The sequence below is a fragment of the Nocardioides lijunqiniae genome (assembly GCF_015024225.1).
GTDB classification, from domain to species: Bacteria; Actinomycetota; Actinomycetes; order Propionibacteriales; family Nocardioidaceae; genus Nocardioides; species Nocardioides lijunqiniae.
The window spans coordinates 18344-32411 of record NZ_JACJGM010000047.1 but is presented as its reverse complement, the minus strand read 5'-3'; the positions used below and the strand labels follow the sequence as shown (position 1 = coordinate 32411).

12 protein-coding genes are annotated in these 14068 nt (G+C 73.6%); 9 read left to right on the top strand and 3 right to left on the bottom strand.

Translation table 11 applies throughout. The features are described from left to right. The 3 genes from IRQ30_RS21335 to IRQ30_RS21325 form a co-directional block, all read right to left on the bottom strand. A partial coding sequence (locus IRQ30_RS21335) for a transglutaminase TgpA family protein (protein WP_193614883.1) occupies nt 1-2030 on the bottom strand: 2030 nt, incomplete at its 3' end. Beyond that, nucleotides 2027-3307: a DUF58 domain-containing protein gene (locus IRQ30_RS21330; protein WP_193614882.1), complete on the bottom strand. Its 1281-nt coding sequence runs from the start codon at nt 3305-3307 to the stop codon at nt 2027-2029. The genes IRQ30_RS21330 and IRQ30_RS21335, both read right to left, overlap by 4 nt. Then, a complete protein-coding gene (locus tag IRQ30_RS21325) occupies nt 3300-4277 on the bottom strand; it encodes an AAA family ATPase (RefSeq protein WP_193610684.1) in 978 nt (325 codons plus the stop codon). Before IRQ30_RS21325 ends, IRQ30_RS21330 begins: the two co-directional genes overlap by 8 nt. A gap of 234 nt (nt 4278-4511) precedes the next feature. Between IRQ30_RS21325 and mraZ the strand changes: the two genes are divergently transcribed. From mraZ to murD, 9 genes are all read left to right on the top strand, one after another. Next, complete coding sequence (gene mraZ, locus IRQ30_RS21320) at nt 4512-4934, top strand: division/cell wall cluster transcriptional repressor MraZ (protein WP_193610683.1); 423 nt, start codon at nt 4512-4514, stop codon at nt 4932-4934. Nucleotides 4935-5118: 184 nt separating this feature from the next. Next, nucleotides 5119-5256 (top strand): hypothetical protein, encoded by a 138-nt coding sequence (locus tag IRQ30_RS21315; RefSeq protein WP_193610682.1) that lies wholly within the window; start codon nt 5119-5121, stop codon nt 5254-5256. Next, nucleotides 5256-6227 (top strand): 16S rRNA (cytosine(1402)-N(4))-methyltransferase RsmH, encoded by a 972-nt coding sequence (rsmH, locus tag IRQ30_RS21310; protein WP_193614881.1) that lies wholly within the window; start codon nt 5256-5258, stop codon nt 6225-6227. Before IRQ30_RS21315 ends, rsmH begins: the two co-directional genes overlap by 1 nt. A gap of 2 nt (nt 6228-6229) precedes the next feature. Beyond that, entirely contained in the window at nt 6230-6712 is a 483-nt protein-coding gene (gene ftsL / locus IRQ30_RS21305) for a cell division protein FtsL (protein WP_193614880.1), read from the top strand. Continuing rightward, nucleotides 6709-8565, top strand: coding sequence for a peptidoglycan D,D-transpeptidase FtsI family protein (locus IRQ30_RS21300; RefSeq protein ID WP_338089813.1), 1857 nt, complete (start codon nt 6709-6711; stop codon nt 8563-8565). Before ftsL ends, IRQ30_RS21300 begins: the two co-directional genes overlap by 4 nt. A 14-nt stretch (nt 8566-8579) precedes the next feature. Beyond that, a complete protein-coding gene (locus IRQ30_RS21295; protein WP_338089812.1) occupies nt 8580-10118 on the top strand; it encodes a UDP-N-acetylmuramoyl-L-alanyl-D-glutamate--2,6-diaminopimelate ligase in 1539 nt (512 codons plus the stop codon). Next, nucleotides 10115-11503: a UDP-N-acetylmuramoyl-tripeptide--D-alanyl-D-alanine ligase gene (locus tag IRQ30_RS21290; RefSeq protein ID WP_193614878.1), complete on the top strand. Its 1389-nt coding sequence runs from the start codon at nt 10115-10117 to the stop codon at nt 11501-11503. Before IRQ30_RS21295 ends, IRQ30_RS21290 begins: the two co-directional genes overlap by 4 nt. Beyond that, on the top strand, nt 11500-12585 hold the full coding sequence (gene mraY / locus IRQ30_RS21285; protein WP_193614877.1) for a phospho-N-acetylmuramoyl-pentapeptide-transferase: 1086 nt from the start codon (nt 11500-11502) through the stop codon (nt 12583-12585). The genes IRQ30_RS21290 and mraY overlap by 4 nt, the downstream gene beginning before the upstream one ends. After that, complete coding sequence (gene murD / locus IRQ30_RS21280; RefSeq protein WP_193614876.1) at nt 12585-14063, top strand: UDP-N-acetylmuramoyl-L-alanine--D-glutamate ligase; 1479 nt, start codon at nt 12585-12587, stop codon at nt 14061-14063. The genes mraY and murD overlap by 1 nt, the downstream gene beginning before the upstream one ends. The last annotated feature ends 5 nt before the right edge of the window (nt 14064-14068 follow it).

Sequence of the window (14068 nt, the reverse complement as noted above, 5' to 3'; positions counted from 1 at the left end):
GAGCGCGGCCAGCTCAGGCCGAGGTCGACCGCCGTGGCGCGCAGCTCGGCCCAGACGTCCTCGGGCCCGCCCGCCAGGCGGCGCTCGCGGGCCCGGCCGCGCAGCAGCCGGGGCGTGAGCACCAGGGCGGCCAGGACGAGCAGCCCGCCACCGCCGCCGAGCAGCCGGAGCCAGGGGAAGCCCGACCCCTCGTCCTCCCGGTCGGCGGTGGCCTCCTCCTCGACGGGGGCCTGCGTGGTGGGCGCCTCGGTGGCGCGGTCGGGGGTGTCCTCGCTGGCGGTGGCCGACGGCGGGACGCTGGGGTCCTGGACGTCCGGCACGTTCTCGGTGGTGTAGTCGGGCGCCGCGTCGGCGCGGTCCGGGGGAGTGGGCTCGAAGCGGACCCAGCCCGCACCGGGGAAGAACAGCTCGGGCCAGGCGTGCAGGTCGTGGGCGCTGTACTCGAACACCCCGTCGCCGAGGTCCTCGGGCTCGAGGAAGCCGAGCGCCACCCGGGCCGGGATGTCCAGGACGCGGGCCATGGTCGCCATCGCCGCCGCGAACTGCTCGCAGTAGCCGACCCGTCCCTCCTCGGGGTCGAGGAAGGCGGCGAGGTCGTCGCCGCTGCTGCCCTCGTCGGCCGCCTCGAGGTCGTACTCGAAGCCGCCCGCCTCGCGGAACCACCGCTGCAGGGCCTGGGCCTTCTCGAAGGTGGTCGTGGCGTTCTCGGTGACGTCGAAGGCCAGGTCGCGCACGACCGCCGGCAGGTCCTCCGGCAGGTCCACGAAGTCCAGCGTCTCGTTGGTGATGCCGGAGCCCGCGCGCGCCAGCTCGGCCGCCTCGAGGTCGAGCTGGGCCCCGGTCATGGAGTAGTCCATGCCGGCGGTGGTCAGGTCGTCGTCCCCGGAGTTGCCGGCCAGGAAGTCCATGGTGCGGGTGTCGTAGCGCCAGTCGCCGTCGGCGAAGATCTCGACGATCGGCGCCTGCGTCGGCAGCCACGTGGAGTCGAAGCTCTCGTCGATGCTCAGGTCGTACTCGTAGTAGCGGCGCGGCACCGCGGAGCCCACGCCCTCCAGCGCGGGCAGCGCGCCGTCGGGGCGGTTCTCCTGGGGGACCTCGCGGTCGCCGGAGCTCCACTCGTCGCCGGAGAAGCGGTTGAGCACCGAGATGCGCAGGTAGGACGGGTCGGGGTCGTCGGTCTCCACGCGGATCAGCGAGGTGTCCTCGCCGCGGCGCAGGTCGCGGCGCAGGTCGACCATGGGGTTGCGGATCGAGATCTCGTCGCTGCCGCCCGAGCCCCGGCCGAGGTCGAACACGTGCAGGTCGAGGGTGGGGATGAGCAGCGGGACCGCGATCGCCAGCGCGGTCGCGACGCCGCCGATGGTGCCGGCGCTGGTGCGGATCGCGCCGGTGCGCACGCCGAGGTCGCCGCCTCCCTCGACCTGCTGGCCCAGCGGGCGGCCCCAGCGCGCGACCAGCTCGCTCTCCTGCAGGAACAGCATGGTCATGAAGCCGGCGGCCGTGAGGGCGAAGACCCACCAGGAGATGCTGGCGTCGATCACGCTGACGGGGACGCTGTAGACGGTCAGCAGCGGCAGGCCTGCCAGCGGCACGCGGCGCAGGGTGCACGCGAGCAGGTCGACCAGGAGGATGCACAGCAGCCCGCCGCCGACGAGCAGCGGGTGGACGCCGGGCGCGGTCGCGGGCACCGGCGCCTCGTAGCGGTTGGCGCTCGTCACGGCGGTGCGGAACGCCGCCTCCAGCTCGGCCCACGCCGGTCCCACCGGCAGCGGGGAGCCCGTGAGCATCAGGCAGGCGAGCATCCCGGACAGCAGCACCTGCAGCAGCACGACGAGGGCGCCGGGCACCCGGAACCAGCGCGCGACGGCGCCGGAGACCGCGACGGTGGCGCCCAGCACGAGCAGCGGACCGATGTAGTCGGCCGACTCCTCGGTGAAGCCGCGCCACGAGAGCGTCGCGGCCCAGGTGGTGGCGGCGGCCACGAGCGCCAGGACCAGGGCGGCCCGCAGGCTGCCGCGCGAGCGGGTCATCGGGCGACCATCCCTTCGGGGGCGGCGCCGCCGGAGCGGCCGCCGGGTGAGGAGCTGCGACCGAGGTCCTGCCAGACCGCGTCGAGGCGGTCGCGGGGCCCCAGGGAGACCGAGCGCCAGCCCTGCTGGGCCAGCACGGGGACGGCGCCGCCGGTGCCGGCGGCGGGGGAGGTCCAGGCGTCGACGTCGAGGGCGATGGCCACCGCCGAGCTGGTGTGGTGCTGCATCCTGCGCAGGACCGGGATGTCGAAGGCCTCGACGCTGCCCAGGACGGCGACGGTGAGGCCGCCGTGCGACTGCTCACCCAGCCAGCTGGTGTCCAGGCGCGGGCTCTGGATGGCCTCGAGGACGGCGAGCGCCTCGAGCAGCGGGGCGGTGTTGAGGTCGGAGTCGCGGTCGTGCCATGCGGACGCGCGGTCCTCGCCCGCGGCGGTCACCAGCCGGACGGTGAAGCCGCCGCGGGCGAGGTGGACCGCGATCGAGGCCGCGGCGGACACGGCCGCCTCCAGCGAGGACGCGATGCCCTGGCCGCGGTGCACCCGGGTGCGGTTGTCCAGGAACAGCGTGGCGCGCGACTGCCACGGCTGCTCCTCGCGGCGCACCATCAGCTCGCCGGTGCGTGCGGAGCTGCGCCAGTGGACGCGGCGCAGGTCGTCGCCGCGTCGGTACTCGCGCACCGTGACGTCCTCCGCGGACCCGGCCGCGAAGGCGCGGGGGCGGTTGTCGCCGGAGCCGGTCCAGCCGCCGCCGAGCGGGATGCTCGGGAGCGGGACGGTGCGCGGCGTGACCGTGAGCGGGACCGTCGTACGGAAGGAGCGGCCGAGCTCGACCAGGCCGAACGGGTCGCTCACCCGCACCGACATCGGGCCGATGTCGAAGTGGCCGCGCACGTCGGATCGCACCTGGTAGGTGACGTGGCGGCGCCAGCCCTGGCCGATGCCCTCCAGCACGAACCGGGGCCGGGTGCCGAGCACGTAGGGGACCTGGTCCTCGAGCAGCAGCACCCCGCTGGGGGTGCGGCCCTCGTTGGTCAGCGTCAGGCTGACCCGCGCCGGCTGGCCGGCGGCGACGAGCTGCGGCGTGACGGTGCGGACGAGGGCCAGCCGGTAGCGGCTGCGGCCCAGGACGAAGGCGGTGACGAGCGGGAGCGCCAGGACCAGGACGCCGACGCGGGTCAGCGCCGGCTGCCCCAGGAGGACGGCGCAGACGATCGCGGTGAGGCCCGCCGCCAGGAACGCCCGGCCGCGGACGGTGAGACCGGCGAGCGCCTCACGCACGGTTCGGAGCGTCGGGCACCGGCACGGAGGCCAGGATGCCGTCGAGGATCATGCTCGTGGACCGCCCGCTCATGGCGGCCTCGACGCTGGGCAGCAGACGGTGCGCCAGGACCGGGCGGGCCAGGTCGCGCAGGTCGTCGGGCAGGACGTAGTCGCGGCCGTGGATCGCGGCGAACGCCTTGGCGGCACGCACGAGGTGGAGCGTCGCGCGGGGCGAGGCACCGAGCGTGAGCTCGTCGGTGCGGCGGGTGGCGCCGGTGAGGGCCACGGCGTAGCGCTGGACGGCGGGGGAGACGTAGACCGAGGCGACGATCGCGCTCAGCTTGCGGATCTCCGCGGCGTCGGTGACCGACTCGAGGTCGTCGAGCGGGTTGGTCTCCGCGCGGGAGTCGAGCATCGCGATCTCGGCGGCCTCGACGGGGTAGCCGATCGACACCCGGGCCATGAAGCGGTCGCGCTGGGCCTCGGGCAACGCGTAGGTGCCCTCCATCTCGATGGGGTTCTGGGTCGCGATCACCATGAACGGCGTCTCGAGGTGGTAGGTCGCGTTGTCGACGGTGACCTGACGCTCCTCCATGCACTCCAGCAGCGCCGACTGGGTCTTGGGGGACGCGCGGTTGATCTCGTCGCCCACCACGATGTTGGCGAAGATCCCGCCCGGGCGGAACTCGAACTCGCGGGTGTTCTGGTTGAAGATCGAGACCCCGGTGACGTCCGAGGGCAGCAGGTCCGGCGTGAACTGGATGCGCCGCACCGAGCAGTCGATGCTGCGGGCCAGCGCCTTGCTGAGCATCGTCTTGCCGACGCCGGGCACGTCCTCGATCAGCAGGTGGCCCTCGGCGAGGAGCACCACCAGGGCCGCCGAGACGACGTCGGGCTTGCCCTCGATCACCCGCTCCACGTTGTGACGCACCCGCGCCACCACCTGCGACAGCGTCTCCAGGTCGGCGCCTCCGGTCGATGGCTCCACGTGCGGTCCTTCCGGGTCGGGCGAGCGGGGGGCTCCCAGGCTGCTTCACACCCTAGGTCGCGGGAGCAACTTACGCGTGCGCAGCGGGACAGCCGCCGGCCGGGCGTCCGGTGGGGCGGAGTGGAAACGCGGGGAGCGATGTGGTTGACGGTGGAGCAAAGTGGAGTAATGTGGGGCGAAGTGGAGGAAGCGACCAGTGCGGTGGGTGTCGGTGGCTGATCAAGGAGGTGCTCCATGCGGTTCATGGGCACCTTCACGCCGAAGCTCGACGAGAAAGGTCGGCTCTTCCTCCCCGCGAAGTTCCGGGACCGGCTGGCTGAGGGGGTTGTCGTGACGCAAGGTCAGGAGAACTGCCTGGTCGTCTGGCCCCCGGAGGTCTTCGACCGCGAGGCCGACCGTGCCGCCGAGCGACCGATGACCAGCAAGGCCGCTCGTGGCTACAACCGCATGTTCTTCAGCGGCGGCGACGAGGTCACCCCGGACAAGCAGGGCCGCATCGGCATCCCCGCGCCCCTGCGCGACTACGCACAGCTCGAGAAGGACGTCGTCGTCATCGGCGTGCGCGACCGCCTCGAGATCTGGAACCCCACCAAGTGGCGGGAGTACCAGGAGGCCGAGGTCCTTAAGTTCGCCGACCTCGACGAGGACGACGAGTAGCACCCAACTTCACATCGATCCGCAGGACGAGGTCTCTGGCCCGCTTCCTGTACTCGCCGAGTTCTGGGCACCTTCCCCGGCTCCAGAAAGCGGCACTTCCCTCGGGAAGCGGGCAGGGACCTGGTCCTGCGGATCACCACTTCCTCAGGCAGCACGCACCAACTTCCAAGCGGGGTCGAAACCGATGAGCGTCACACCTGTCACACCGGCAAGGCGGGTCCGCCACCAGGCGCGCGACGCCGCGGCCGTGATGACGTTCTCGGCGCTGACCTCGCTCTCCTTCGCGGCCGTCTTCCTCCTGCTCGCGCACCTGGGCCGCTGATGGCCCCGCCCACCCACGACCCCGTCCTCCTCGACCGGGTCGTCGCTCTGCTGGCCCCGTCCCTCGACCACACCGACGCCGTCCTGGTGGACGCCACGCTGGGGCTCGGGGGACACAGCGAGGCGGTCCTGGCCCGCTGCGCGCTGGCGCGGGTCGTCGGCATCGACCGCGACCCGGCCGCCCTGGAGATGGCGGGCCGCCGCCTGGCGCCGTACGGCGACCGCTTCACGGCCGTCCACGCGGTCTACGACGAGATCCCCGAGGTGCTGGCGGACCTCGGGATCGACGCCGTCGACGGCGTCTTCTTCGACCTCGGCGTCTCCTCCATGCAGCTCGACGTCCGCGAGCGCGGCTTCGCCTACTCCGTGGACGCGCCGCTGGACATGCGGATGGACGGCACCACCGGCCCGACCGCCGCCGACGTCCTCAACACCTACTCCGCCGGCGAGCTGACCCGGGTCCTGCGCGACTACGGCGAGGAGAAGTTCGCCCGCAAGATCGCCGGCGCCGTCGTCCGCCAGCGTGAGAGCGAGCCCTTCACCACCTCGGCGCGGCTCGTCGAGCTCCTCTACGCCGAGATCCCGGCCCCCGCCCGCCGAACCGGCGGGCACCCGGCGAAGCGGACCTTCCAGGCGCTGCGCATGGAGGTCAACGACGAGCTCGCCGTGCTCCGGCGCGCCGTCCCCGCGGCCATCGACGCGCTGGCGGGAGGCGGCCGCGTGGTCGTGGAGTCCTACCACTCCCTCGAGGACCGGCTCGTGAAGCAGGCGTTCACCGCCGTCACGCGCTCGCACGTGCCGGTCGACATGCCCTTCGTCCCCGAGGGCCACGAGCCTGAGCTGAAGCTCGTCACCCGCGGGGCCGAGCGCGCCGATGACGCCGAGATCGCCGCCAACCCCCGCGCCGCCTCCGTCCGGCTGCGCGCCGTCGAACGAGTCCGTCCCCGCAGCACAGGCATTGGAGCCGCATAGCCATGAGCAGCAGCGCACCCGCATCCGTCCGGAGCCGACTCTCCTTCCCCGCGCGCGGCCTGGCGGAGGCCGCGGTCCAGCGGGCCCGGCTCACCGTCGTGCCCCGGCGTCGCAGCCGGGCGCCGAAGGTGCCGTTCGTGACCCTGGTCAGCCTGCTGCTGCTCGCCGGCGTGGTCGGGCTGCTGCTCTTCAACACCTCCATGCAGCAGGCGGCGTTCACCACGACCTCCCTGGAGGACCAGGCCACCACGCTGGCGGCCCGCCAGCAGGCCCTCGAGGACGAGATCGAGGAGCTCCGTGACCCCCAGCGGCTCGCCGAGGCCGCCCAGCGCGTCGGCATGGTGCCGGCCGGGCCCCCGCAGTTCCTCGACCTCGGCACCGGCCGGGTCGTCGGCGCCGCCGAGGCGGCGGCCGGCGAGCGGCTCGACCTGACCCCCGACACGAACCCCCGACCCGGCACCCGGCGTGCAGGGGCCGGCCGGTGACCCGGCCACGCACCCAGCGCCTGCGCTCGCGCGGGTCCTCGGAGTTCCGCATGCGGGCGGGCTTCGTGGTCATCGCGATCGTGCTCTCCTTCTTCGGCGCGCGCCTGGTCCAGCTGCAGGGCATCGACCCCGAGCAGTACGCCGAGATGGCGGCGGCCGACGGCACGGTCACGGTCGTGCTGCCGGCGCAGCGCGGCGACATCCTCGACCGCAACGGCGAGCCCCTCGCCGACTCCGCCGACGGCCTGATGGTCGTGGCCGACCCGGCCATGACCGCGCAGAGGGCTCCCGAGGTCGCCAAGTTCCTGTCGACCCGCCTGGCCGTGGACTACTTCGACACGCTCGAGCGGCTCCGCGTCGAGGACACCCGCTTCCAGTACATCGCCCGCCAGGTGCCCGCGAGCCTGGCGATGGAGGTGCTCGACGAGGCCGAGCGCCGGGCCGCCGACGCCAAGGAGGACGCGGAGGAGGCGCGCAAGGACAAGGACGCCGAGGCCCGCGCCGAGGCCGAGGCCGTCGCCTCCGCCTACAGCGGGCTGGCCACCCGTCGCGACCCCGTGCGCGTCTACCCGGGCCGCGACGTCGCGGCCAACCTCGTGGGCTTCCTGGGCACGCCCAACCCCGACGGCAGCGCCAAGCCGTCGGCCGGCTTCGAGGCGACGTTCAACTCCTACCTCGCCGGCACCGACGGCGAGGCGCGCTACCAGGTGGGTGCCGGGCACAAGATCCCGCTCGGCGACAACACCGTGACCGAGGCCGTCGACGGCCGCGACCTGCGGACCACCCTCGACCGCGACCTGCAGTGGTACACCCAGCGCGTCCTGCGCCAGACCGTGCGCCAGTCGGGCGGGGAGTCCGGGATCGCCGTGGTGATGGACACCCGCACGGGCGACATCCTGGCGCTGGCCGACGACCCGACCTACGACGCCAGCAAGCCGCTCGAGGCCGACAAGGACGACTACAACTCCCGCGCCATGACCGACGTCTACGAGCCGGGGTCGGTCGAGAAGGTGCTGACCGTCGGTGCGCTCATCGACGCCGGCAAGGTCACCGCCCGGACCAAGCTCAAGGTGCCGGGCCGGCTGATGCGCCAGGACCGCCCCATCGGCGACTGGTTCGACCACGGCCTCATCAAGCTCACCCTGGCCGGGGTCATCGCCAAGTCCTCCAACATCGGCACCGTGCTCGCCGCCGACCGGTTCGAGGACGGCCAGCTGCGCGACTACCTCACCCGCTTCGGCATCGGGCAGAAGACCGACATCGGGGTGGGTGGCGAGACCGCCGGCATCCTGCCCGACGGCAGCCTGTGGACCAGCCAGACCGAGGACCGGATCGCCTTCGGCCAGGCGCTGTCGGTCAACGCCGTGCAGATGACGGCCGCCGTCAACGCCATCGCCAACGGCGGCGTGCGGGTGGACCCCAGCCTGGTGCGCGGCACCGCCACGACCACCAAGGGCGCCGAGGTCGGCACCGACCTCACCACCACGCGCCGGGTGATCAGCGAGGACGCCGCACGACAGACCGCGATGATGATGGAGCGCGTCCTGGACCCCGACGAGGGCTCCGCGCCCGCCGCGGCCGTCCCGGGCTACCGCGTCGCCGGCAAGACCGGCACCGCCCAGCGCGCCGCCGAGGGCGGCGGCTACGAGGGCACCACCGTCTCCTTCGCGGGCTTCGCGCCGGCCGACGACCCGCGCTTCACCATCTACGTCGTGGTGCAGGACCCCAAGTCCGGCGGCGGCGGGTCCGTCGGCGGCCCCGCGTTCGCCAAGCTCATGAGCTACGCGCTGCGCCGCTACGCGGTGCCGCCGACGGGCACCCCGGCCTCCCGGCTGCCCGTCACGTGGAGATGAGCGATGATCGTCCGGTGGCCACCCGACCCCTGCACCCCGAGGTCGCCGACCTCGCGGACGTCGTCGGCTGGCTGAGCGGGACCCACCGGGTCGAGACCGTCGGCGAGGTCGCCGGGGTCGCGGTGAGCGGCGTCTGCCTGAGCTCTCAGCGGGTCCGTCCCGGCGACCTGTACGCCGCCCTCCCGGGCGCCCGCAACCACGGCATCAGCTTCGCCGCCGCGGCGGTGGACGCCGGTGCGGTGGCGGTGCTCACCGACCCCGAGGGCGCGGCCGTCGCGGCCGGCGACCCGGCCGTCGGCGTACCGCTGGTCGTCGTGGCCACCCCCCGGGAGGTGCTCGGCCGGCTGGCCGCGCACGTCTACGGCGAGCCCGCGTCGGCGCTGCGCATGATCGGCGTCACCGGGACCCAGGGCAAGACCACGACCACCCGGCTGGCCGTCGACGGCCTCGAGCGCGCGGGCGTGAAGGCGGCGGTGATCGGCACCGTCGGCACCCGCATCGACGGCGTCGACATCCAGACCTCCCTGACCACGCCCGAGGCGCCGGACCTGCACGGGCTGTTCGCGCTGATGCGCGAGCAGCAGGTCGAGGCCTGCGCGATGGAGGTCTCCAGCCACGCGCTCGTGCTCGGCCGCGTCGACGGCGTCGTCTTCGACGTGGCGGTCTTCCTCAACCTGGGCCGCGACCACCTCGACTTCCACCCCGACGTCGAGGACTACTACGCCGCCAAGGCCTCGCTGTTCACCCCCGCCCGCGCCCGGCTCGCCCTGGTCAACCTCGACGACGAGCACGGCCGCCGCCTGGCCGCGGAGACCGTGATCCCCGTGCGCACCCTGTCCTCGGCCGGACGCGACGCCGACTGGCGAGCCGTCGACGTCGACCTGCGTGCCGACGGCTCGTCGTTCACGGTGCTGGGGCCCGACGGGCTCCGCCTCGAGGCCGGCTGCCCGGTGCCGGGTGACTTCAACGTCGCCAACACGCTCGCCGCCGTGGCGGCCTGCGCCGAGGCCGGGCTGGACGCCGCCGCCGTCGCCACCGGCATCCGCGAGGGCGCGGGGGTGCCCGGCCGGTTCGAGCGCGTCGACGAGGGGCAGGACTTCGTCGTCGTCGTCGACTACGCGCACAAGCCGGACGCCGTCGACGCGGCGATCCGCACCCTGCGGCCGCTGACGCGGGGCCGCGTGATCGTCGTGCTCGGCGCCGGCGGTGACCGCGACCCCGGCAAGCGCCCGCTCATGGCCGGCATCGCCGCGCGCCTGGCCGACGTCGTGGTGGTCACCGACGACAACCCGCGCACCGAGGACCCCGCCGCCATCCGCGCGGCCATGCTCGCCGGCGTGGAGCCGGGCGGCGCCGAGGTCGTGGAGCTCGGCGACCGCCGGGCCGCGATCCACGAGGCCGTCTCCCGCGCCCGGCCCGGCGACATCGTGCTGGTCGCCGGCAAGGGCCACGAGACCGGTCAGCAGGTCCACGACGTGGTGCACCCCTTCGACGACCGGGTGGTCGTCCGCGAGGCGCTGGCGGCCCGGCGCGCGCAGGAGGCGCCCCGATGATCGCGATGACGCTGGCCGAGATCGCCGACGTGGTCGGGGGCCGGGTGCACGGCGACCCCGCGCTCCTGGTCACCGGACCGGCCTACGTCGACACCCGCACGCCCGTGCAGGACGGGCTCTTCGTGGCGGTCGCGGGGGTGCGGGTCGACGGCCACGACTTCGCCGAGGGCGCGCACGCGGTGCTCGGGAGCCGGGCGACGCCCGCGCCGACCATCGTGGTGCCCGATCCCGTCGTCGCCCTGGGCCGGCTGGCGCGGCACGTGCTCGACGCCCTCGGCACGCCGGTGCTCGCGCTCACCGGCTCCCAGGGCAAGACCGGCACCAAGGACTACCTCGCGCACGTGCTGGCGAGGGCCGGGGCCACGGTGGCGACGCTGGCCAACAACAACAACGAGCTCGGCGTCCCGCTGACCGTGCTGCGCGCCGACCGCTCGACCGCCCACCTCGTCGTCGAGATGGGCGCCCGCGGCGTCGGCCACATCGCCTACCTCTGCGACATCGCGCCGCCCACGGTGGGCGCCGTGCTGAACGTCGGCACGGCCCACATCGGCGAGTTCGGCAGCCGCGAGGCGATCGCCCGGGCCAAGGGCGAGCTGGTCGAGGCCCTCGCGCCCGCCGGCACCGCGGTGCTCAACGCGGACGACCCGTTGACCGCGGCCATGTCCGCACGCACGCACGCCGCCACGCTCACCTTCGGCGAGACCGGCGACGTCGCCTGGCGCGACGTGCGGCTCGACGAGCTGGGGCGCGCGCGCTTCGAGCTGGGCCACGCGGGCGAGTGGGTGCCGGTCGCGCTGACCCAGACCGGCGCGCACCAGGTGCTCAACGCCGCCGCGGCCGTGGCCATGGCGACCGCCGTCGGCGTGCCCTTCGCCGAGGCCGCCGCCGCCCTCGACGACGCCGCCTCGGCCTCGCCCTGGCGCATGGAGCTGCACGAGCGTGCCGACGGCCTGCTCGTCGTCAACGACGCCTACAACGCCAACCCCGCCTCGATGGCCGCCGCGATCGACGCGCTCGCCGCCATCGGCGCGCGCGCGGACCGCCGTACCGTCGCGGTGCTGGGGGAGATGCGCGAGCTCGGGGACGACGCCGACGACGGCCACCGGGAGGTGGGACGCGCCGCCGCCACTGCCGGGATCGACGTGATCCTCGTCATCGGCGAGGCCGCTGAGGGCATCGCCGGCGGCGCCCGGTCGACGCCCGGATGGCAAGGTGAGGTCATCGTCACGGCGGGGCGGGCCGACGCACTGGCCTGGTTGCGGGAGAATGCCGTGGCCCGGGACGTCGTCCTGGTCAAGGCCTCACGAGGGGCCGCGCTCGAGGTGGTGGCCGACGGCCTGCTGGAGACCGGGGCGCAGACAGCGGAAGGAGGGCCCGGACGATGAGAGCGATCCTGCTCGGCGGAGGCGTGGCCCTGCTCGTCTCGCTGCTCGGCACCCGGGTGGCGATCACCTACTTCACCCGCTGGGGCTACGGTCAGGAGATCCGCGACGACGGACCCACCAGCCACCACACCAAGCGCGGCACGCCCACGATGGGCGGTGTGGTCATCATCCTGGCCACGGTGCTGGGCTACGTCTTCGCCAAGCTGATCACGATGGACGCACCGTCCGCCTCGGCGCTGCTGCTGCTGTTCCTCTTCGTCGGCATGGGGCTGGTGGGCTTCCTCGACGACTACATCAAGATCTCGCGCCAGCGCAGCCTCGGTCTGCGCAGCAAGGCCAAGATGGCCGGGCAGACGGTCGTCGCGGTCGTCTTCGGCGTGCTGGCGCTCTCGCCCTGGCTGGAGGACGACAACGGTCGGACCCCCGCCTCGGAGAAGATCTCGTTCCTGCGGGAGATCGACTGGCTGGCGCTGCCGATGATCGTGGCGATCGCCCTGATCTGGCTGATCGTCACGGCCACCAGCAACGGCGTCAACCTCACCGACGGCCTCGACGGGCTCGCCACCGGCGCCAGCGTGATGGTGTTCGGCGCGTACATGCTGGTCAACATCTGGCAGAGCAACCAGTCGTGCGAGCTCGACCCCAGCGGGCTCTGCTACAACGTCCGCGACCCGCTGGACCTGGCGGTGATCGCCGCCGCCGTCACCGGCGCCTGCTTCGGCTTCCTGTGGTGGAACGCCGCGCCGGCCGCGATCTTCATGGGCGACACCGGCTCCCTCGCGCTGGGCGGCGCGCTCGCCGGGTTCGCGATCCTCACCCGCACCGAGCTGCTGCTGGTCATCCTGGGCGGGCTCTTCGTGCTCGAGACCTTCTCGGTGATGCTGCAGGTGACCTGGTTCAAGACCACCAAGAAGCTCACCGGGACCGGGCGCCGGGTCTTCCGCATCGCGCCGATCCACCACCACTTCGAGATGCTCGGCTGGGAGCAGGTGACGGTCGTGATCCGGTTCTGGATCATCACCGGGCTCTTCGTGGCCACCGGCCTGGGCATCTTCTACGCCGAGTGGGTGGCACGGCTCTAGTGGACATCGACGACCTGGGCCGCCACGACTCCTGGGAGGGGGTCCGGGCGGTCGTCGCCGGATTCGGGGTGTCCGGCTTCGCCGCAGCGGACAACCTCACCCACCTCGGCGCGAGCGTGACCGCGCTCGCCGAGGGCGCGCGCAACGCCGAGGAGCTCGAGAAGGCCGAGCTGCTGGAGATCCTCGGCGCCCGGGTGCTGCTGCACGAGGGCGCCACGGCCACCCTGCCCGACGACGTCGACCTCGTCGTCACGTCACCGGGCTTCCGCCCGGACGCGCCGCTGCTGGTGCAGGCCGCCGAGCGCGGCGTCCCGGTCTGGGGCGAGGTGGAGCTGGCCTGGCGCCTGCGCGACCCGGCCCACGACACCCCGTGGCTGTGCGTCACCGGCACCAACGGCAAGACCACGACGGTGCAGATGCTCGACGCGATCCTGCGCGCGGCCGGGCTGCGCAGCCGGGCCGTGGGCAACGTCGGCACGCCGATCGTCGAGGCCGTCATGGACCCCGAGCCCTACGACGTGCTGGCCGTCGAGCTCTCCAGCTTCCAGCTCCACTACACGCACTCGATGAGCCCGCAGGCAGCCGCCGTGCTCAACGTCGCCGAGGACCACCTCGACTGGTACGCCGGTCCGTCCGGGATGGAGGACTACGTCGCCGACAAGGGCCGCATCTACGAGCGCACCCAGCTGGCGTGCGTCTACAACGTCGCCGACCCGGTCACCGAGGAGCTGGTCCGCGAGGCCGACGTCGTCGAGGGCGCGCGCGCCGTGGGCTTCACGCTCGGCATGCCGGGCGTGGGCATGGTCGGCCTGGTCGAGGACATCCTCGCGGACCGGGCGTTCGTGGAGCAGCGCGACAGCAGCGCCGCGGAGCTGTGCACGGTCGGCGACCTCGCCTCGGACGCGCCGCACTTCGTGCAGAACGCGCTGGCCGCCGCGGCGCTCGCCCGCGCCCACGGGGTGAGCCAGGCCGCCGTGCGCGACGGCCTGCGCGGCTTCCGCCCCGACGGCCACCGGATCGCGCTCGTGGCCGAGCACGACGGCGTCCGCTGGGTCGACGACTCCAAGGCCACCAACCCGCACGCCGCGCAGTCCTCGCTGCTGGCCTACGACCCGGTCGTGTGGGTCGCCGGTGGACTGGCCAAGGGCGCCCGCTTCGACGACCTCGTGCTCGCGGCCCGCGACCGGCTGAAGGGCGTGGTGCTCATCGGCCGCGACCGCCAGGTCATCGCCGAGGCGCTTTCGCGACACGCACCCGATGTGCGGGTGATCGCCGTGGACGGCGGCGAGACTGGGACGCAGGACGATGGACGGGCCCTGATGGGGCGTGTCGTGGACGCGGCCGCCGGCCTGGCCGGAGCCGGGGACACGGTGCTCCTCGCACCGGGATGCGCCTCGATGGACCAGTTCACCAGCTATGCGGCACGGGGCGACGCCTTCGCCGCGGCAGTCCGGGACCGGCTCGACGACCAGCGCTAGGAGGG